General features: G+C 57.6%; 16 protein-coding genes. 14 read left to right on the top strand and 2 right to left on the bottom strand.

Features of this window, described 5'->3' with window-relative positions:
- Positions 1-169: 169 nt before the first annotated feature.
- Positions 170-1,459, bottom strand: a complete 1,290-nt coding sequence (gltA, locus tag QZR14_RS25480) for a citrate synthase (RefSeq protein ID WP_003222994.1) — start codon at positions 1,457-1,459, stop codon at positions 170-172.
- 363 nt (positions 1,460-1,822) lie between these two features.
- On the opposite strand from gltA, the gene sdhC reads away from it, so the two are divergent.
- From sdhC to QZR14_RS25540, 12 genes are all read left to right on the top strand, one after another.
- Positions 1,823-2,197 carry a succinate dehydrogenase, cytochrome b556 subunit gene (gene sdhC, locus QZR14_RS25485; protein ID WP_016773673.1) on the top strand — a complete coding sequence of 125 codons (375 nt, stop codon included), beginning with the start codon at positions 1,823-1,825 and terminating at the stop codon, positions 2,195-2,197.
- Complete coding sequence (gene sdhD, locus QZR14_RS25490; RefSeq protein ID WP_003222999.1) at positions 2,191-2,559, top strand: succinate dehydrogenase, hydrophobic membrane anchor protein; 369 nt, start codon at positions 2,191-2,193, stop codon at positions 2,557-2,559. The genes sdhC and sdhD overlap by 7 nt, the downstream gene beginning before the upstream one ends.
- Before the next feature lie 3 nt (positions 2,560-2,562).
- Positions 2,563-4,335, top strand: coding sequence for a succinate dehydrogenase flavoprotein subunit (sdhA, locus tag QZR14_RS25495; protein WP_250604107.1), 1,773 nt, complete (start codon positions 2,563-2,565; stop codon positions 4,333-4,335).
- 11 nt (positions 4,336-4,346) lie between these two features.
- On the top strand, positions 4,347-5,051 hold the full coding sequence (locus QZR14_RS25500) for a succinate dehydrogenase iron-sulfur subunit (protein ID WP_095050238.1): 705 nt from the start codon (positions 4,347-4,349) through the stop codon (positions 5,049-5,051).
- Between the two features lie 251 nt (positions 5,052-5,302).
- Complete coding sequence (locus QZR14_RS25505; protein ID WP_250604109.1) at positions 5,303-8,134, top strand: 2-oxoglutarate dehydrogenase E1 component; 2,832 nt, start codon at positions 5,303-5,305, stop codon at positions 8,132-8,134.
- Positions 8,135-8,176: 42 nt separating this feature from the next.
- Positions 8,177-9,400: a 2-oxoglutarate dehydrogenase complex dihydrolipoyllysine-residue succinyltransferase gene (odhB, locus tag QZR14_RS25510; protein WP_103307282.1), complete on the top strand. Its 1,224-nt coding sequence runs from the start codon at positions 8,177-8,179 to the stop codon at positions 9,398-9,400.
- A gap of 97 nt (positions 9,401-9,497) precedes the next feature.
- Positions 9,498-10,934 (top strand): dihydrolipoyl dehydrogenase, encoded by a 1,437-nt coding sequence (gene lpdA / locus QZR14_RS25515; RefSeq protein ID WP_123465866.1) that lies wholly within the window; start codon positions 9,498-9,500, stop codon positions 10,932-10,934.
- A gap of 199 nt (positions 10,935-11,133) precedes the next feature.
- The gene (gene sucC, locus QZR14_RS25520; RefSeq protein WP_007919879.1) at positions 11,134-12,300 is read left to right on the top strand and encodes an ADP-forming succinate--CoA ligase subunit beta; all 1,167 of its coding nucleotides are present in this window, start codon (positions 11,134-11,136) and stop codon (positions 12,298-12,300) included.
- Positions 12,300-13,181 carry a succinate--CoA ligase subunit alpha gene (sucD, locus tag QZR14_RS25525; RefSeq protein WP_008082972.1) on the top strand — a complete coding sequence of 294 codons (882 nt, stop codon included), beginning with the start codon at positions 12,300-12,302 and terminating at the stop codon, positions 13,179-13,181. Before sucC ends, sucD begins: the two co-directional genes overlap by 1 nt.
- A 362-nt stretch (positions 13,182-13,543) precedes the next feature.
- Positions 13,544-14,857 (top strand): branched-chain amino acid transport system II carrier protein, encoded by a 1,314-nt coding sequence (gene brnQ, locus QZR14_RS25530; protein WP_250604111.1) that lies wholly within the window; start codon positions 13,544-13,546, stop codon positions 14,855-14,857.
- Positions 14,858-15,123: 266 nt separating this feature from the next.
- Positions 15,124-15,861 carry a DUF599 domain-containing protein gene (locus QZR14_RS25535; RefSeq protein ID WP_095119943.1) on the top strand — a complete coding sequence of 246 codons (738 nt, stop codon included), beginning with the start codon at positions 15,124-15,126 and terminating at the stop codon, positions 15,859-15,861.
- Positions 15,861-16,262, top strand: a complete 402-nt coding sequence (locus QZR14_RS25540) for an MAPEG family protein (RefSeq protein WP_095119944.1) — start codon at positions 15,861-15,863, stop codon at positions 16,260-16,262. Before QZR14_RS25535 ends, QZR14_RS25540 begins: the two co-directional genes overlap by 1 nt.
- Before the next feature lie 77 nt (positions 16,263-16,339).
- On the opposite strand, the gene QZR14_RS25545 is transcribed toward QZR14_RS25540, so the two are convergent.
- Entirely contained in the window at positions 16,340-16,576 is a 237-nt protein-coding gene (locus QZR14_RS25545) for a hypothetical protein (RefSeq protein WP_007959016.1), read from the bottom strand.
- A 158-nt stretch (positions 16,577-16,734) separates the two neighbouring features.
- Here QZR14_RS25545 and QZR14_RS25550 point away from each other — a divergent pair, with 158 nt between their 5' ends.
- Together QZR14_RS25550 and QZR14_RS25555 are read left to right on the top strand one after the other, a co-directional pair.
- Complete coding sequence (locus QZR14_RS25550; RefSeq protein WP_311998051.1) at positions 16,735-17,211, top strand: PaaI family thioesterase; 477 nt, start codon at positions 16,735-16,737, stop codon at positions 17,209-17,211.
- Positions 17,208-17,660, top strand: a complete 453-nt coding sequence (locus QZR14_RS25555; RefSeq protein WP_123449649.1) for a PaaI family thioesterase — start codon at positions 17,208-17,210, stop codon at positions 17,658-17,660. The genes QZR14_RS25550 and QZR14_RS25555 overlap by 4 nt, the downstream gene beginning before the upstream one ends.
- Positions 17,661-17,720: the final 60 nt, after the last annotated feature.

Raw genomic sequence — 17,720 nt, forward strand, 5'->3', positions numbered from 1 at the left:
GCTGTAAGAGCGAAACCGCCAGCGGCGTCACCCGCAGCAATGGATATGCCCCCAAGCCCCAAAAAACCAGTCGGCCCTCAGGCCGCTGAGGCCACACAAACAAAAACGGCCCCTATATAAATAGAGGCCGTTCCCGGTACAACTTCAAGACATTATCGCAAGACAAGTCTTATTTGCGGTCTTCCAGCTTGGTAATGTCACGCGACTCGTAGCCGGTGTACAACTGGCGCGGACGGCCAATCTTGTACGGGCTGGAGAGCATCTCTTTCCAGTGGGAGATCCAGCCAACAGTACGTGCCAGCGCGAAAATCACGGTGAACATGCTGGTCGGAATGCCGATCGCCTTGAGGATGATCCCCGAGTAGAAGTCGACGTTCGGGTACAGCGAGCGCTCGATGAAGTACGGGTCGGTCAGCGCGATCTCTTCCAGGCGCATGGCCAGTTCGAGTTGCGGATCGTTGTTGATGCCCAGTTCCTTCAGCACTTCGTCGCAGGTCTGCTTCATTACAGTCGCACGAGGGTCGCGGTTCTTGTAAACGCGGTGACCGAAGCCCATCAGTTTGAACGGATCGTTCTTGTCCTTGGCCTTGGCGATGAACTTGTCGATGTTCGAAACATCACCAATCTCGTCAAGCATGGTCAATACGGCTTCGTTCGCACCGCCGTGGGCAGGGCCCCACAGTGCGGCGATACCGGCGGCGATACAGGCGAACGGGTTGGCACCCGAAGAGCCGGCCAGACGCACGGTGGAAGTCGAGGCGTTCTGCTCGTGGTCGGCGTGGAGGATGAAGATCCGGTCCATGGCCTTGGCGAGCACCGGGCTGATCGGTTTGATCTCGCACGGGGTGTTGAACATCATGTGCAGGAAGTTTTCCGCGTACGTCAGGTCGTTGCGCGGGTACATCATGGGCTGGCCCATGGAGTACTTGTAAACCATCGCTGCCAGGGTCGGCATCTTGGCAACCAGGCGGATCGCGGAAATTTCGCGATGCTGCGGGTTATTGATGTCCAGGGAGTCGTGGTAGAAGGCCGAGAGGGCGCCGACTACACCGCACATGACGGCCATCGGGTGGGCGTCGCGACGGAAACCGTTGAAGAAGGTTTTCAACTGCTCGTGAACCATCGTGTGGTTTTTCACGGTGCTGACGAACTGGGCCTTCTGTTCTGCGGTCGGCAATTCGCCGTTGAGCAGCAGGTAGCAGGTTTCCAGGTAGTCCGACTTTTCAGCCAGTTGTTCGATCGGGTAGCCGCGGTGCAACAGAATGCCGTTGTCGCCGTCGATATAGGTGATCTTCGACTCGCACGAGGCGGTCGACATGAAGCCTGGGTCGAAAGTGAAGCGGCCCGTGGCCGTCAGGCCCCGAACATCGATTACATCGGGACCAACGGTGCCGGTTAAAATGGGCAGCTCGACGGGGGCTGCGCCCTCGATGATCAACTGCGCTTTTTTGTCAGCCATGTGGCCTCCTATTTATGCTTGAACCATCAGACAGACCCCCCACGCAGGGCCCGCACCACTATAGTGAGATAAATTCGAATGTCAATTTGCCTAAAGTCTTGCTCCAGAAGGCTTTAAGCGTACTTTTTCCTCGAAATTGACTGCCATTTACGCCTTTTATACGACTTGTGCAATCAGCTATTTGGGGTAGGTGATTGCGTTGTCATTAGTAGCCTAACTGTCTATACTCGGCCACCGACCGCCAAGGGCTTTTGGGCTTGCTTTCATTGGGGGTCGCATCCCTGGGTGGTGGTTACCTGACCAGTGCACTCCCCAACAACTTTGCCCTGATTGTTAGGGGCTCTTCAGTGTGAAAAAAAAGCCGTGAAAAGCCAACGACCTGTAAACCTAGACCTAAGGACCATCAAACTCCCAGTCACTGCTTACACGTCCATTCTTCACCGTATCTCCGGTGTCATCCTCTTCGTGTGCCTTGCCATCATGCTTTATGCATTGGACAAGTCGCTCAGCTCCGAGGAAGGCTTCGGTCAGGTGAAAGCGTGTCTGACCAGTCCGCTAGCCAAGCTAGTGATTTGGGGCATCCTGTCCGCTCTGCTGTATCACCTGGTAGCCGGTGTGCGCCATTTGATCATGGACATGGGCATCGGTGAGACGCTGGAAGGCGGCAAGCTGGGCTCGAAAATCGTTATCGCCGTTTCCGTGGTGGTAATCGTTCTGGCAGGAGTTTGGATATGGTAACTAACGTCACGAACCTGTCGCGTTCGGGCCTCTATGACTGGATGGCGCAACGTGTGTCTGCGGTCGTTCTCGCGGCTTACTTCATCTTTCTGATCGGATACGTCGTGGCCCACCCCGGCCTCGAGTATGCCCAGTGGCATGAACTGTTCGCCCACAACGGAATGCGTATTTTCAGCCTCTTGGCCCTTGTTGCTCTCGGCGCTCACGCTTGGGTCGGCATGTGGACCATCGCGACTGACTACCTGACGCCCATGGCGTTCGGCAAGTCCGCAACGGCGATACGTTTCCTTTTCCAGGCAGTATGCGGCGTTGCGATGTTCGCTTACTTCGTCTGGGGTGTGCAGATTCTCTGGGGTATCTGAGTCATGGCTAACATTCCAACGATTTCTTTCGACGCCATCATTATTGGTGGTGGCGGTGCCGGCATGCGCGCTGCGCTGCAACTGGCGCAGGGCGGTCACAAAACTGCTGTGATCACCAAGGTTTTCCCGACCCGTTCGCACACTGTATCCGCTCAGGGCGGCATCACGTGCGCAATCGCGTCCGCTGACCCGAACGATGACTGGCGCTGGCACATGTACGATACCGTCAAGGGTTCCGACTACATCGGTGACCAGGACGCTATCGAATACATGTGTCAGGAAGGCCCGGCTGCCGTGTTCGAGCTGGACCACATGGGTCTGCCGTTCTCGCGTACCGAGCAAGGCCGTATCTACCAGCGTCCGTTCGGTGGTCAGTCCAAGGACTACGGTAAAGGTGGCCAGGCTGCCCGTACTTGCGCGGCTTCCGACCGTACCGGTCACGCACTGCTGCACACCCTTTATCAGGGCAACCTGAAAGCCGGTACCACGTTCCTGAACGAGTACTACGCTGTCGATCTGGTGAAAAACCAGGAAGGCGACTTTGTCGGTGTGATCGCGATCTGCATTGAAACCGGCGAAACCTCCTACATCCGCGCTAAAGCCACCGTATTGGCTACCGGCGGTGCAGGTCGTATCTACGCTTCCACCACTAACGCCCTGATCAACACCGGTGACGGCGTTGGTATGGCTCTGCGTGCTGGCGTACCGGTCCAGGACATCGAAATGTGGCAGTTCCACCCGACCGGCATCGCCGGCGCCGGTGTACTGGTTACAGAAGGTTGCCGTGGTGAAGGTGGTTACCTGATCAACAAGCACGGCGAGCGTTTCATGGAGCGTTATGCTCCGAACGCCAAAGACCTTGCCGGTCGTGACGTGGTTGCTCGTTCGATGGTTAAGGAAATCATCGCCGGCAACGGTTGTGGTCCGAATGGCGACCACGTAATGCTCAAACTCGACCACTTGGGCGAGGAAGTGCTGCACAGTCGTCTGCCAGGCATCTGCGAACTGTCGAAGACTTTCGCTCACGTTGACCCGGTTGTTGCGCCGGTTCCGGTTGTTCCGACTTGCCACTATATGATGGGCGGCGTTGCCACCAACATTCATGGCCAGGCGATCACCCAGGACGCCGATGGCGTGGATAAGATCATCCCAGGTCTGTTCGCGGTCGGTGAAGTGGCTTGCGTATCGGTGCACGGTGCCAACCGTCTGGGCGGCAACTCGCTGCTCGACCTGGTGGTATTCGGCCGCGCTGCCGGCCTGCACCTGGAAAAAGCACTGACCGACGGCATCGAATACGACGACGCTACCGAAGCCGATATCGAAGCTGCCCTGTCGCGCCTGAACGCACTGAACAACCGTACCGACGGCGAAGACGTCGCTACCCTGCGTCGCGAGCTGCAGAGCTGCATGCAGAACTATTTCGGTGTATTCCGTACTGGCGAATACATGCAGAAGGGTATCGCTCAGCTGGCCGATCTGCGCAAGCGTATCGCCAACGTGAAGATCAACGATAAGTCGCAGGCCTTCAACACTGCACGTATCGAAGCGCTGGAACTGCAAAACCTGCTGGAAGTGGCTGAAGCTACCGCCATCGCGGCCGAAGTACGTAAAGAGTCCCGCGGCGCACACGCCCGTGAAGACTTTGAAGATCGTGATGACGAAAACTGGCTGTGCCACACCCTGTACTTCCCGGGTGACAAGCGCGTCACCAAGCGTGCCGTGAACTTCTCGCCGAAGACTGTTCCGACTTTCGAACCTAAAGTCCGGACTTATTAAGGGTGACCGCCATGTTGAATGTCAGTGTTTATCGCTACAACCCTGATCAGGACGCTGCGCCGTTCATGCAGGAATTCCAGGTCGATACCGGTGGTAAAGACCTGATGGTGCTGGACGTGCTGGCGCTGATCAAAGAGCAGGACGAGGGTTTCTCCTATCGTCGCTCTTGCCGTGAAGGCGTCTGCGGCTCCGACGGCATGAACATCAACGGCAAGAACGGTCTGGCATGCATCACGCCGCTGTCCGCCGTTGTAAAAGGTAACAAGCTGATCGTTCGTCCGTTGCCAGGTTTGCCGGTTATCCGTGACCTGGTCGTCGATATGAGCATCTTCTACAAGCAATACGAGAAGGTGAAGCCTTACCTGCAGAACGACACGCCGGCTCCGGCCATCGAGCGTCTGCAGTCGCCAGAAGAGCGCGAAAAGCTCGACGGTCTGTACGAGTGCATCCTGTGCGCTTGCTGCTCGACCTCTTGCCCGTCCTTCTGGTGGAACCCGGACAAGTTCCTGGGTCCAGCTGCACTGCTGCAAGCCTACCGCTTCCTGGCAGACAGTCGTGACACCAAGACCAACGAGCGTCTGGCTTCGCTCGATGACCCGTTCAGCGTCTTCCGCTGCCGGGGCATCATGAACTGCGTCAACGTATGTCCGAAAGGCCTGAACCCGACTAAGGCCATCGGTCACATCCGTAACATGCTGCTTTCGAGCGGCGTGTGATTCAGCTGCTGTAACCGCTGTACCGTAGAGGCTGTGGCGCGGGCTTCAACCCGCGTCATGGCTATAACCAGAGCAGTAGCCACAAGCTGCCGCTCTTATTTTGAAGAAATGAGACAAGCAGGGGCATCCGGGCTGGTACCCGGACTATCAGTGTGATCCTAAGTGGCTTGTTTTAGTCGCTGCATTCGGACTTCTGCAAGTTTGCTCGGTGTCGACACCGATGGTGTTCCCCTAACCGAGGGTGACCAAGCATGCAAGAAAGCGTGATGCAGCGCATGTGGAACAGCGCCTACCTTTCAGGTGGAAACGCTGCCTATGTGGAAGAGCTTTATGAGCTCTACCTGCACGACCCTAACGCTGTGCCAGAAGAGTGGCGCACCTACTTTCAGAAGTTGCCTGCCGACGGCAACTCTGCCACTGATGTTTCGCACTCCACGATTCGCGATCATTTCGTGCTGCTGGCAAAGAACCAGCGCCGCGCCCAACCGGTTTCCGCCGGCAGCGTGAGCAGTGAGCACGAGAAGAAGCAAGTTGAAGTGTTGCGATTGATCCAGGCCTACCGTATGCGTGGCCACCAGGCAGCCCAGCTTGACCCGCTGGGACTGTGGCAGCGTCCTGCACCTGCAGACCTGTCGATCAATCATTACGGCTTGACCAATGCCGATCTTGATACGACCTTCCGTGCCGGCGACCTGTTCATCGGCAAAGAGGAAGCGAGCCTACGCGAAATTCACGAAGCGTTGCAGCAGACATATTGCCGCACCATCGGCGCTGAATTTACGCACATCACCGATTCCGAGCAGCGCCAGTGGTTCCAGCAGCGTCTGGAAAGCGTGCGTGGTCGTCCGACGTACTCCGCCGACATCAAGAGTCACCTGCTTGAGCGCGTGACTGCCGGTGAAGGCCTGGAAAAATACCTGGGCACCAAATACCCGGGCACCAAGCGTTTCGGTCTGGAAGGCGGCGAAAGCCTGATTCCGATGCTCGACGAACTGATCCAGCGTTCCGGTTCCTACGGCACCAAGGAAGTCGTCATCGGCATGGCCCACCGTGGCCGTCTGAACGTGCTGGTCAACACCTTCGGCAAGAACCCGCGCGAGCTGTTCGACGAGTTCGAAGGCAAGAAGAAGGTCGAGCTGGGTTCCGGTGACGTTAAATACCACCAGGGCTTCTCGTCCAACGTAATGACCACCGGCGGTGAAGTTCACCTGGCCATGGCATTCAACCCGTCCCACCTGGAAATTGTTTCCCCGGTGGTAGAAGGTTCGGTGCGCGCCCGTCAGGATCGTCGTAACGACCCGACCGGTGAGAAGGTTCTGCCGATCTCCATCCACGGTGACGCTGCATTCGCAGGTCAGGGCGTGGTCATGGAAACCTTCCAGATGTCGCAGACCCGCGGTTTCAAGACCGGCGGCACCGTGCACATCGTCATCAACAACCAGGTTGGTTTCACCATCAGCAACCCGCTGGACTCGCGTTCCACCGAGTACGCCACCGACGTTGCGAAGATGATCCAGGCGCCGATCCTCCATGTGAATGGTGATGATCCGGAAGCCGTGTTGTTCGTGACCCAGCTGGCCATCGACTACCGCATGCAGTTCAAGCGTGACGTGGTGATCGACCTGGTCTGCTACCGTCGTCGCGGCCACAACGAGGCCGACGAGCCAAGCGGTACCCAGCCTCTGATGTATCAGCAGATCACCAAACAGCGCACCACCCGTGAGCTGTACGCTGATCGTCTGACCCAGGGCGGTGTACTGGACGCAGAGCGTGTTCAGGCGAAAGTCGACGAATACCGCAACGCGCTGGACAACGGTCTGCACGTGGTGAAATCGCTGGTCAAAGAGCCGAACAAAGAGCTGTTCGTGGACTGGCGTCCGTATCTGGGCCACGCCTGGACTGCTCGTCACGACACTCGTTTCGATCTGAAGACCCTGCAAGAACTGTCCGCCAAGCTGCTGGAAATTCCGGAAGGCTTCGTGGTTCAGCGTCAGGTCGCGAAGATCTACGAAGACCGTCAGAAGATGCAAGCCGGCGGCCTGCCGATCAACTGGGGTTACGCCGAAACCATGGCGTACGCGACCCTGGCGTTCGAAGGTCACCCGATCCGCATGACCGGTCAGGACATCGGCCGCGGTACGTTCTCGCACCGTCACGCTGTGCTGCACAACCAGAAAGACGCGGGCACCTACATTCCGCTGCAGAACCTGTACGACGGTCAGCCACGTTTTGACCTGTACGACTCGTTCCTGTCGGAAGAAGCAGTACTGGCCTTCGAATACGGTTACTCGACCACCACGCCAAACGCGCTGGTGATCTGGGAAGCCCAGTTCGGCGACTTCGCCAACGGTGCACAGGTTGTTATCGACCAGTTCATCACCAGCGGCGAGCACAAGTGGGGCCGTCTCTGCGGTCTGACCATGCTGCTGCCACACGGCTACGAAGGTCAGGGCCCTGAGCACAGCTCGGCACGTCTTGAGCGTTACCTGCAGCTGTGCGCCGAGCACAACATTCAGGTGTGCATGCCGACCACCCCGGCCCAGATCTACCACTTGCTGCGCCGTCAGGTGATTCGCCCGCTGCGCAAGCCGCTGGTAGTGCTGACGCCGAAGTCGCTGCTGCGCCACAAACTGGCTATCTCGACCCTGGAAGATCTGGCCGAAGGTTCGTTCCAGACCGTGATCCCGGAAATCGATGCACTGGACCCGAAAAAGGTCGAGCGCGTTGTTCTGTGTAGCGGCAAGGTCTACTACGACCTGCTGGAAAAACGCCGTGCCGAAGGCCGTGACGATATCGCCATCGTGCGGATCGAGCAGCTGTATCCGTTCCCTGAGGACGACTTGAAAGAAGTCCTGGCTCCATACACCAACGTCAAACATGCCGTTTGGTGTCAGGAAGAGCCGATGAACCAGGGCGCCTGGTACTGCAGCCAGCACCACTTGCGTCGCAGCATCGCTAACCTCGACAAGTCTCTCGTACTTGAGTACGCGGGCCGCGAGGCTTCTGCTGCACCTGCTTGTGGTTACGCATCGATGCACGCCGAGCAGCAGGAAAAACTCCTGCAAGACGCGTTTACTGTTTAACGCCTTCGCGCACCTGAAACCGAATTTAAGGAACCACAGATAATGGCTATCGAGATCAAAGCCCCCACTTTCCCGGAATCGGTTGCCGATGGCACCGTTGCCACCTGGCACAAAAAACCGGGCGACGCTGTCAAGCGCGACGATCTGATCGTCGACATCGAAACCGACAAAGTCGTACTGGAAGTGCTGGCTACCGCTGATGGCGTGCTGGGCGCAATCGTCAAGAACGAAGGCGACACCGTTCTGTCCGACGAAGTGCTGGGCTCCATCGAAGCGGGTGGCGCTGCTGCCGCTGCGCCAGCCGCCGCTGCTGCTCCGGCCGCTGCTGCCGCTGCTCCGGCTGCTGCCGAAGGCGAAGACGATCCTGTTGCTGCACCGGCTGCGCGCAAGCTGGCTGAAGAAAACGGCATCAACATCGCTTCCGTTGCCGGCACCGGCAAGGGCGGTCGTGTGACCAAGGAAGACGTGGTGGCTGCTGTTGCTGCCAAGAAAGCTGCTCCGGCTGCTGCACCTGCCAAGGCTGCTGCTCCTTCGGCTGCCGCTCCAGTGTTCGCCGCTGGCGACCGCATCGAGAAGCGCGTGCCGATGACCCGCGTTCGTGCCACCGTGGCCAAGCGTCTGGTTGAAGCACAGTCGAACATGGCGATGCTGACCACGTTCAACGAAGTCGACATGACCGAAGTCATGGCCCTGCGTTCGAAGTACAAGGACCTGTTCGAGAAGTCCCACAACGGCGTACGCCTGGGCTTCATGTCGTTCTTCGTCAAAGCGGCTACCGAAGCGCTGAAACGCTTCCCGGCTGTCAACGCGTCGATCGACGGTGGCGACATCGTTTACCACGGCTACGCCGACATCGGTGTTGCTGTTTCCAGCGACCGCGGTCTGGTGGTTCCGGTTCTGCGTAACGCCGAACTGATGAGCCTGGCTGAAATCGAAGGCGGCATCGCCACTTTCGGCAAGAAAGCCCGTGACGGCAAATTGTCGATGGACGAGATGACCGGTGGTACCTTCACCATCACCAACGGTGGTACCTTCGGTTCGATGATGTCGACCCCGATCGTCAACCCGCCGCAGGCAGCGATTCTGGGCATGCACAACATCATCCAGCGTCCTATGGCCATCAACGGTCAGGTCGTTATTCGTCCGATGATGTACCTGGCGCTGTCCTACGATCACCGTCTGATCGATGGCAAAGAAGCTGTAACCTTCCTGGTGACCATCAAGAACCTGCTGGAAGATCCGGCTCGTCTGTTGCTGGATATCTGATAGAAGCAGCTGCGGGCTTCAAGTTTCAAGCTGCAGGAAAAGGCAGCTTGGCTTGGAGCGCGCGGCTTGAAGCTTTTCGCTAAAGAGGATTTTTTGAATGTCGCAGAAATTTGACGTAGTAGTGATCGGTGCCGGCCCTGGCGGTTACGTAGCTGCCATCAAGGCCGCGCAGCTGGGTCTGACCACTGCCTGCATCGAGAAGTACACCGACGCTGAAGGCAAGCAAGCCCTGGGCGGCACCTGCCTGAACGTCGGCTGCATTCCTTCCAAGGCGCTGCTCGACAGCTCCTGGAAATACAAGGAAGCGAAAGAAAGCTTCAACGTTCACGGTATCTCGACTGGCGAAGTCAAAATGGACGTCGCTGCGATGGTTGGCCGCAAGGCTGGCATCGTCAAGAACCTGACCGGCGGCGTTGCCACCCTGTTCAAGGCCAACGGCGTTACTTCGATCCAGGGCCACGGCAAACTGCTGGCTGGCAAGAAAGTCGAAGTCACCAAGCCAGACGGCTCGGTTGAAGTCATCGAAGCTGAAAACGTCATCCTCGCTCCAGGTTCGCGTCCGATCGACATTCCACCGGCTCCGGTTGATCAGAAAGTCATCGTTGATTCGACTGGCGCACTGGAATTCCAGTCCGTACCAAAACGTCTGGGCGTGATCGGCGCTGGCGTGATCGGTCTGGAACTGGGTTCGGTATGGTCGCGTCTGGGTGCAGAAGTGACTGTCCTCGAAGCGCTGGACACTTTCCTGATGGCAGCGGACACCGCTGTTTCCAAGGAAGCGCTGAAAACCCTGACCAAACAGGGTCTGGACATCAAGCTGGGCGCTCGCGTCACCGGCTCGAAAGTGAACGGCGACGAAGTCGTTGTGAACTACACCGATGCCAACGGCGAACAGACCATCACGTTCGACAAGCTGATCGTGGCCGTTGGTCGCCGTCCGGTGACCACTGATCTGCTGGCTGCCGACAGCGGCGTGACCCTCGACGAGCGCGGTTTCGTGCACGTTGACGATCACTGCGCGACCACCGTACCGGGCGTTTTCGCCATCGGTGACGTGGTTCGCGGCATGATGCTGGCTCACAAAGCTTCGGAAGAAGGCATCATGGTTGTCGAGCGCATCAAGGGCCACAAAGCCCAGATGAACTATGACCTGATCCCTTCGGTTATTTATACTCACCCGGAAATCGCGTGGGTTGGCAAAACCGAGCAGGCCTTGAAAGCTGAAGGCGTTGAAGTTAACGTCGGCACCTTCCCGTTCGCCGCTTCCGGCCGTGCCATGGCCGCCAACGATACCGGTGGTTTCGTCAAGGTCATCGCTGATGCCAAGACCGACCGCGTATTGGGCGTGCACGTGATTGGCCCGAGCGCTGCAGAACTCGTTCAGCAGGGCGCGATCGGTATGGAATTCGGCACTAGCGCTGAAGACCTGGGCATGATGGTTTTCTCCCATCCGACCCTGTCTGAAGCCTTGCACGAAGCTGCTCTGGCTGTGAATGGCGGCGCCATCCACATTGCCAACCGCAAGAAGCGTTAATAGACAATAAGAAACCACGGCGGTAACGGCCCGTCGTGAGCCTTGCGAGCAAGTCTCACCGCGGAATGTCCGCTGGACGCAGTCTTGCGTAGCTGCACCGGGTATCCGGAAAGGCTACGCAAGCAGCAGTCACAGGTGGCGCGGCACTCAAACGAGCGCAGCGCCGAATGCGCAGTACCTAACGAAGACGGTAAAAAGCATGAATCTTCACGAGTATCAGGGTAAGCAGCTGTTCGCTGAATACGGCCTGCCAGTTTCCACTGGTTACGCAGTAGACACCCCGGAAGCAGCAGCAGAAGCTTGCGACAAAATCGGCGGCAGCGAGTGGGTTGTCAAAGCCCAGGTCCACGCCGGTGGTCGCGGTAAAGCGGGCGGCGTCAAGCTGGTTCGCAGCAAAGAAGACGCCAAAGCCTTCGCACAGCAGTGGCTGGGCAAGCGTCTGGTGACTTACCAGACTGACGCCAATGGCCAGCCAGTCACCAAGATCCTGGTTGAATCGTGCACTGATATCGCTAAAGAGCTGTACCTGGGCGCTGTCGTTGACCGTTCGAGCCGTCGCATCGTGTTCATGGCTTCCACCGAAGGTGGCGTGGACATCGAGAAAATCGCTCACGACACTCCAGAAAAAATTCTGAAAGCCACTATCGATCCACTGGTTGGCGCTCAGCCATTCCAGGGTCGCGAGCTGGCATTCCAGTTGGGTCTGGAAGGCAAGCAGGTTGCTCAGTTCGCCAAGATCTTCGTAGGTCTGGCCAAACTGTTCAAGGATCACGACCTGGCTCTGCTGGAAGTGAACCCGCTGGTGATCAAGGCTGATGGCGATCTGCACTGCCTGGACGCCAAGATCAACATCGACGCCAACGCAATGTACCGTCAGCCTAAGCTGAAGACTTTCCACGATCCGTCGCAAGACGATCCGCGCGAAGCGCACGCTGCCAAGTTCGAACTGAACTACGTAGCACTGGAAGGCAACATCGGCTGCATGGTCAACGGTGCTGGCCTGGCCATGGGTACCATGGACATCGTCAACCTGCATGGCGGCAAGCCAGCCAACTTCCTCGACGTAGGTGGTGGCGCTACCAAAGAACGCGTAACTGAAGCGTTCAAGATCATTCTGTCCGACACCAACGTCGCTGCAGTACTGGTCAACATCTTCGGCGGCATCGTTCGCTGCGACATGATTGCCGAAGGCATCATCGGCGCTGTGAAAGAAGTCGGCGTGAAAATCCCGGTTGTTGTTCGCCTTGAAGGCAACAACGCTGAGCTGGGCGCTAAAGTACTGGCAGAAAGCGGTTTGAACATCATCGCTGCTACCAGCCTGACCGACGCTGCTCAACAAGTTGTCAAAGCTGCGGAGGGCAAATAATGAGCGTCCTGATCAATAAAGACACCAAAGTTATCTGCCAGGGTATTACCGGTTCGCAAGGTAGTTTCCACACCCAGCAAGCCATCGAATACGGCACCAAGATGGTTGGCGGCGTAACTCCAGGCAAAGGCGGCACCGAGCACCTGGGTCTGCCAGTGTTCAACACCGTTAAAGACGCAGTAGAAGCCACTGGCGCTACCGCCAGCGTGATCTACGTTCCGGCTCCTTTCTGCAAAGATTCGATCCTGGAAGCGGCATTCGGCGGCATCAAGCTGATCGTCTGCATCACCGAAGGCATTCCTACCCTGGACATGCTGGACGCCAAAGTTAAGTGCGACGAGCTGGGCGTAGTCCTGATCGGCCCTAACTGCCCTGGCGTGATCACCCCAGGCGAATGCAAGATCGGCATCATGCCAGGTCATATTCACTTGCCAGGCAAGGTTGGTATCGTTTCGCGTTCCGGCACCCTGACCTACGAAGCTGTGAAGCAGACTACTGACGCTGGTTTCGGTCAGTCGACTTGCGTCGGCATCGGTGGTGACCCGATCCCGGGTTCGAACTTCATCGACATCCTGAAGCTGTTCCAGGAAGACCCGAAGACCGAAGCGATCGTAATGATCGGTGAGATCGGCGGTTCGGCTGAAGAAGAAGCGGCTGCCTACATCAAGGCACACGTGACCAAGCCGGTTGTTTCCTACATCGCTGGTGTGACTGCTCCTCCGGGCAAGCGCATGGGCCATGCTGGCGCAATCATCTCTGGCGGCAAAGGCACTGCAGACGAGAAATTCGCTGCGCTGCAAGACGCAGGCGTGAAAACCGTGCGTTCGCTGGCAGACATCGGCAAGGCCCTGGCCGAGCTGACCGGTTGGGCTGTCAAGTAAGCCTCGCGCTTAGCTGACGCTTCACCAAACAAAGGCCACCTTCGGGTGGCCTTTGTCGTTCAAGAGCAGCTACAAGCTACAAGTTTCAGGCGACAAGCTTTTTTCTTGCAGTTTGAAACTTGTAGCTTGCAGCTGCTTTTCATACATAAACGCGACACGGAAACGTCGCGTATCGGATAGTTCGCCCTCTAACAGTGCGTTCGCAGGCCAAATTCGTTAGGCTAGCAGCCATTTTTGCGTCTGCCGCCCACAAGGCATGCAACGCGCTTTAAGGGTCAGTCCCATACGGATCGACAGCATTTCCCTAATTACACAGGGCAATCCCCCTCTAAATTCCGATTCAGTAGTGTGGTATTACCTTAATGAAAGTTTTGAAAGGTCAGGACATCCTGGCACTTGGCTTTATGACATTTGCCCTGTTCGTTGGGGCTGGCAACATCATCTTCCCGCCGATCGTGGGCTTGCAGGCCGGACCTCACGTCTGGATGGCTGCACTGGGCTTCCTGATCACTGCGGTGGGTCTGCCGGTGATCACCGTCGTCGCACTGGCCAAGGTTGGTGGGGCGATGGATGCGCTGAGCAGCCCGATCGGCAAGATCGCTGGCGGCATTCTGGCTGCAGCGTGCTACCTGGCGGTCGGCCCGTTGTTCGCCACCCCGCGTACCGCGACCGTATCCTTCGAAGTGGGTCTGGCGCCGTTGACCGGCGAAAGCCCGCTGGCGCTGTTCCTCTACAGCTCGGTGTACTTCCTGCTGGTGTTCTTCATCTCGCTCTACCCTGGGCGTTTGCTGGACACCGTTGGCCGCTTCCTTGCACCATTGAAGATCATCGCGCTGGCGGTGCTCGGTATCGCGGCATTTGCCTTGCCGGCGGGTGACATCGGCCATGGCACGCCTGAGTACGTGGCGGCACCGTTCTCCCAGGGTTTCATCAATGGTTACCTGACCATGGATACCCTCGGTGCACTGGTGTTCGGCATCGTCATCGTTAACGCGATCCGCTCCCGTGGCGTCGAGTCGCCGGCGCTGATCACCCGTTACGCGATTATCGCCGGCCTGATCGCCGGTGTCGGTCTGGCGCTGGTGTATGTCAGCCTGTTCCGCCTCGGTTCCGGCAGCCATGAAGTGGCCGTAGGCGCGACCAACGGCGCAGCGGTATTGCACGCCTATGTGCAACACACCTTCGGTTCGCTGGGCAGCGGTTTCCTCGCGGTGCTGATCTCGCTCGCCTGTCTGGTGACAGCGGTTGGTCTGACGTGTGCTTGCGCTGAATACTTCAGCCGTGTGCTGCCACTGTCCTACAAGACCCTGGTGATCATTCTGGCGGCGTTCTCGCTGCTGGTGTCCAACCTGGGCCTGACCAAGCTGATCGCGTTTTCGATTCCGGTGCTCACTGCGATCTATCCGCCGTGCATCGTGCTGGTCGCGCTGAGCTTCTGCAAAGACTTCTGGCATGAGCACGGCCGCATTCTCGGTCCGGTGATGCTGGTGTCGTTCGTGTTCGGCACCATCGACGCGCTGAAAGGTGCGGGTCTGGCCGACTGGATGCCGTCGCAGTTGTCCCATCTGCCGCTGAGCGAGCAGGGCCTGGCATGGCTGGTGCCGTGTGTGATGACCCTGGTGGTCGCGGTGGTTTGCGATCGCCTGCTGGGCAAGCGCAGCGAAGCGGTTGCCTGATGTTGTCTGACCCGCCACAAGCGGGTCTTCAACGCTTAAACAGAAATGCCCCGTATCAATCGATACGGGGCATTTTTTATGCGCGTCAGGCAGTGTCTTTTTCCCTGAGCTAACGTCGAAAGGTTGCCGAAATCTTAATGTGGGAGCGAGCCTGCTCGCGAAAGCGGCGTATCACGCAACATTGATGGCGGCAGACACAACTCTTTCGCGAGCAGGCTCGCTCCCACAAGTAATCAGTGCCGTGTACACACCTCACAAGGAATTGCATGTCGTTCATCCAAGCCAACCTGATCCACCTGCTCGCCGCCGTCTGGTTTGTCATCTGCTGGGGTGGTTATACCCGTTATGCCTCTTGGAAGGGGCGCGATACAGCGTGTCTGGCCAGTGTGCTGCACCTGTACCGCGAAGACTGGATGCGCCGCATGCTGCTGCGCGACAACCGCATTGCCGATGCCAGTGTGATCGGCAACCTGGAACGCAATGCCTCATTCTTCGCCTCCAGCACGCTGATCATCCTCGCCGGTATTCTCACCGTGCTTGGCGCGTCCGAGCGGGCAGTGTCGTTGCTGGCAGACATCCCGATGGTGCAGCAGGCGTCGCAGGGCATGTCGGAAATCAAGTTGCTGTGTCTGGCGATGGTGTTCGTCTACGCGTTCTTCACCTTCAGTTGGTGCATGCGTCAGTACAACTTCGCGGCCGTGCTGGTTGGCTCGGCGCCGATGATCGGTGAACGACATGTTTCCGAACAGGAGCGCAAGGCCTTCGCTGCGCGGGCGGCGCGGGTGATTTCGATGGCAGCCAACCAGTTCAACTTCGGGCTGCGCTCTTACTACTTCGGCATGACCATGCTGGCCTGGTTCGTCAGCCCGTGGCTGTTCATGCTGATGAGCGCCGGGGTGGTATTGGTCTTGTATCGGCGCGAGTTTCATTCCGACGTTCTCGATGTAATGGTCTATACCCCTACAGAGGCGCCCATCCCCGAGGCGAACAAAGAGGCTGCTTGATGAGTATTCCGTTCTGGTGTGTGTTTATCAGTGCACTGATGATCTATATCGCGCGTATGCCGGTGGGCAAAGCGATGAAAGAGCAGGGCGGTTACAACAACCACTTGCCGCGACAGCAACAGGCGCAACTGACCGGCTACGGCGCGCGGGCGCTGGCGGCTCACCAGAACAGTATCGAAGCATTCATCTTGTTCGCAGTCGGTGTGTTGATGGCGCACACCACGCAAACGGCAGGCTGGCTGATCGATACATTGGCGATCATCTTCGTGATCGCGCGAATCCTCTACCTGTGGTTCTATCTGGCCGATCTGCCCAAGCTGCGCAGTCTGGTCTGGCTAGTTGGTTTAGTCTGTTCGCTGTTGCTTATGATTAGTCCGACTTTTAGAACTGTCTTGCTCTAAGGCGAGCACGACCCTAAATGACAGGCAAAAGAAAACCCGCACTTGGCGGGTTTTCTTTTTCTGCAGCAAAAAGCAAATTATTGCTTCTTGGCAGCTTCTTCTTGTGCAGCAGCGTTAGATTCGGCCTGAGCTTTGGCAGCTTCGGCGTTTTCTTTCGCAGCGTCGTTCACTTTATCCTGAGCTTTGTTCATGTCTTGCTGAGCTTGTTCAGCATGTTGGTTTGCATCTTGAGCTTTGTCCTCGGATTTTTTATCGCAGGCAGCGAGACCGAGGGAAGCGGTCAACATCAAGGCAATAGCTAAAGTCTTACGCATGGGGTGTTTCTCCTTATGGAAAATAACTACTGGCCTTAAGAACCTGGCGCTACAGGTTAAGTTCCTCATTTCTTTCAGATATATAAGTTTGTTTTTATACGGAACTTTTGCTGTTTTGCTCACTACTGGCAAAAGGCTCTAACGAGAGTAATTATCAAATGGCTGAAAACACCGTTTTTGAGCGTGCAACGCGGTTTCTTTCTGCGTTGCGACACTGCCAGGTCCTTGGTTTACAGGTGCACGGCGCCTCCTGCGAAGGGCTCACGGTGATTCTGCCGTACAGCCCGAAAATCGTCGGAAATCCGGAAACCGGTGTCATCCATGGTGGTGCGATTACTTCATTGATGGACACGGCCTGCGGGATGTCGACCCTGTGCGTATTGCCGGAATTCGAGGTCTGCCCGACCCTCGATCTGCGCATCGACTACATGCACGCGGCGGAGCCGAACAAGGATGTGTATGGCTTCGCCCAGTGCTATCGGGTGACCACTGATGTGATTTTTGCCCGTGGTTTCGCTTATCAGGACGACCCCGAACAGCCTATCGCTCATGTGGTCGGCACCTTTATGCGCATGGGCAAGGGTCTCAAAGGCACCAAAGGTTTCGGCGGCGCGATAAAGGGAGAGCGGCAGTGAGCGATGATCTCAAGCAGCAACTGCAGCAGGCCCATGCACAAGGTGATTACGCGCCGTTGCTGAAGTTGATTCCCTACGCCGGGCTGATCGGCATCGAGTGTTCGCGTGTCGGTGATGAACTGCTGTTCAAGCTGCCGGCTAACAAGGACAACATTGGTAACCCTTTATTGCCCGCGATCCACGGCGGGGTGATTGCCGGGTTCATGGAGCTGGCCGCCGCGCTGCATCTGCTGATTTTCACCGGCGCACCCGGAGTACCGAAGATTATCGACTTCTCCCTCGATTACCTGCGCGCCGGGCAGTTCCGCGATACCTGGGCCAAATGTCAGGTGTGCCGTCAGGGGCGTCGCGTGGCCAACGTCGCCATCACCGCCTGGCAAAGCACCGAAAGCGAACCGATTGCCACCGCTCGTGCGCACTTCAAAATCGATGAGCCCTTGAAATCCTGAACAGCGCCCCAAACTCACAAGACAACCCGCCGCCGACCATTTCGGGTCGCGGCCACTGCC

The organism is Pseudomonas sp. rhizo66 (genome assembly GCF_031931925.1).
GTDB lineage: Bacteria > Pseudomonadota > Gammaproteobacteria > Pseudomonadales > Pseudomonadaceae > Aquipseudomonas.

Excerpts from the sequence above, each read along its gene's own strand:
- lpdA (WP_123465866.1), top strand. The coding sequence starts at position 9,498 with ATGTCGCAGAAATTTGACGTAGTAGTGATCGGTGCCGGCCCTGGCGGT.
- sucC (WP_007919879.1), top strand. The coding sequence starts at position 11,134 with ATGAATCTTCACGAGTATCAGGGTAAGCAGCTGTTCGCTGAATACGGC.
- QZR14_RS25500 (WP_095050238.1), top strand. The coding sequence starts at position 4,347 with ATGTTGAATGTCAGTGTTTATCGCTACAACCCTGATCAGGACGCTGCG.
- brnQ (WP_250604111.1), top strand. The coding sequence starts at position 13,544 with ATGAAAGTTTTGAAAGGTCAGGACATCCTGGCACTTGGCTTTATGACA.
- sdhD (WP_003222999.1), top strand. The coding sequence starts at position 2,191 with ATGGTAACTAACGTCACGAACCTGTCGCGTTCGGGCCTCTATGACTGG.
- odhB (WP_103307282.1), top strand. The coding sequence starts at position 8,177 with ATGGCTATCGAGATCAAAGCCCCCACTTTCCCGGAATCGGTTGCCGAT.
- QZR14_RS25540 (WP_095119944.1), top strand. The coding sequence starts at position 15,861 with ATGAGTATTCCGTTCTGGTGTGTGTTTATCAGTGCACTGATGATCTAT.
- sucD (WP_008082972.1), top strand. The coding sequence starts at position 12,300 with ATGAGCGTCCTGATCAATAAAGACACCAAAGTTATCTGCCAGGGTATT.
- QZR14_RS25535 (WP_095119943.1), top strand. The coding sequence starts at position 15,124 with ATGTCGTTCATCCAAGCCAACCTGATCCACCTGCTCGCCGCCGTCTGG.
- gltA (WP_003222994.1), bottom strand. The coding sequence starts at position 1,459 with ATGGCTGACAAAAAAGCGCAGTTGATCATCGAGGGCGCAGCCCCCGTC.
- QZR14_RS25550 (WP_311998051.1), top strand. The coding sequence starts at position 16,735 with ATGGCTGAAAACACCGTTTTTGAGCGTGCAACGCGGTTTCTTTCTGCG.
- QZR14_RS25545 (WP_007959016.1), bottom strand. The coding sequence starts at position 16,576 with ATGCGTAAGACTTTAGCTATTGCCTTGATGTTGACCGCTTCCCTCGGT.
- sdhA (WP_250604107.1), top strand. The coding sequence starts at position 2,563 with ATGGCTAACATTCCAACGATTTCTTTCGACGCCATCATTATTGGTGGT.
- QZR14_RS25505 (WP_250604109.1), top strand. The coding sequence starts at position 5,303 with ATGCAAGAAAGCGTGATGCAGCGCATGTGGAACAGCGCCTACCTTTCA.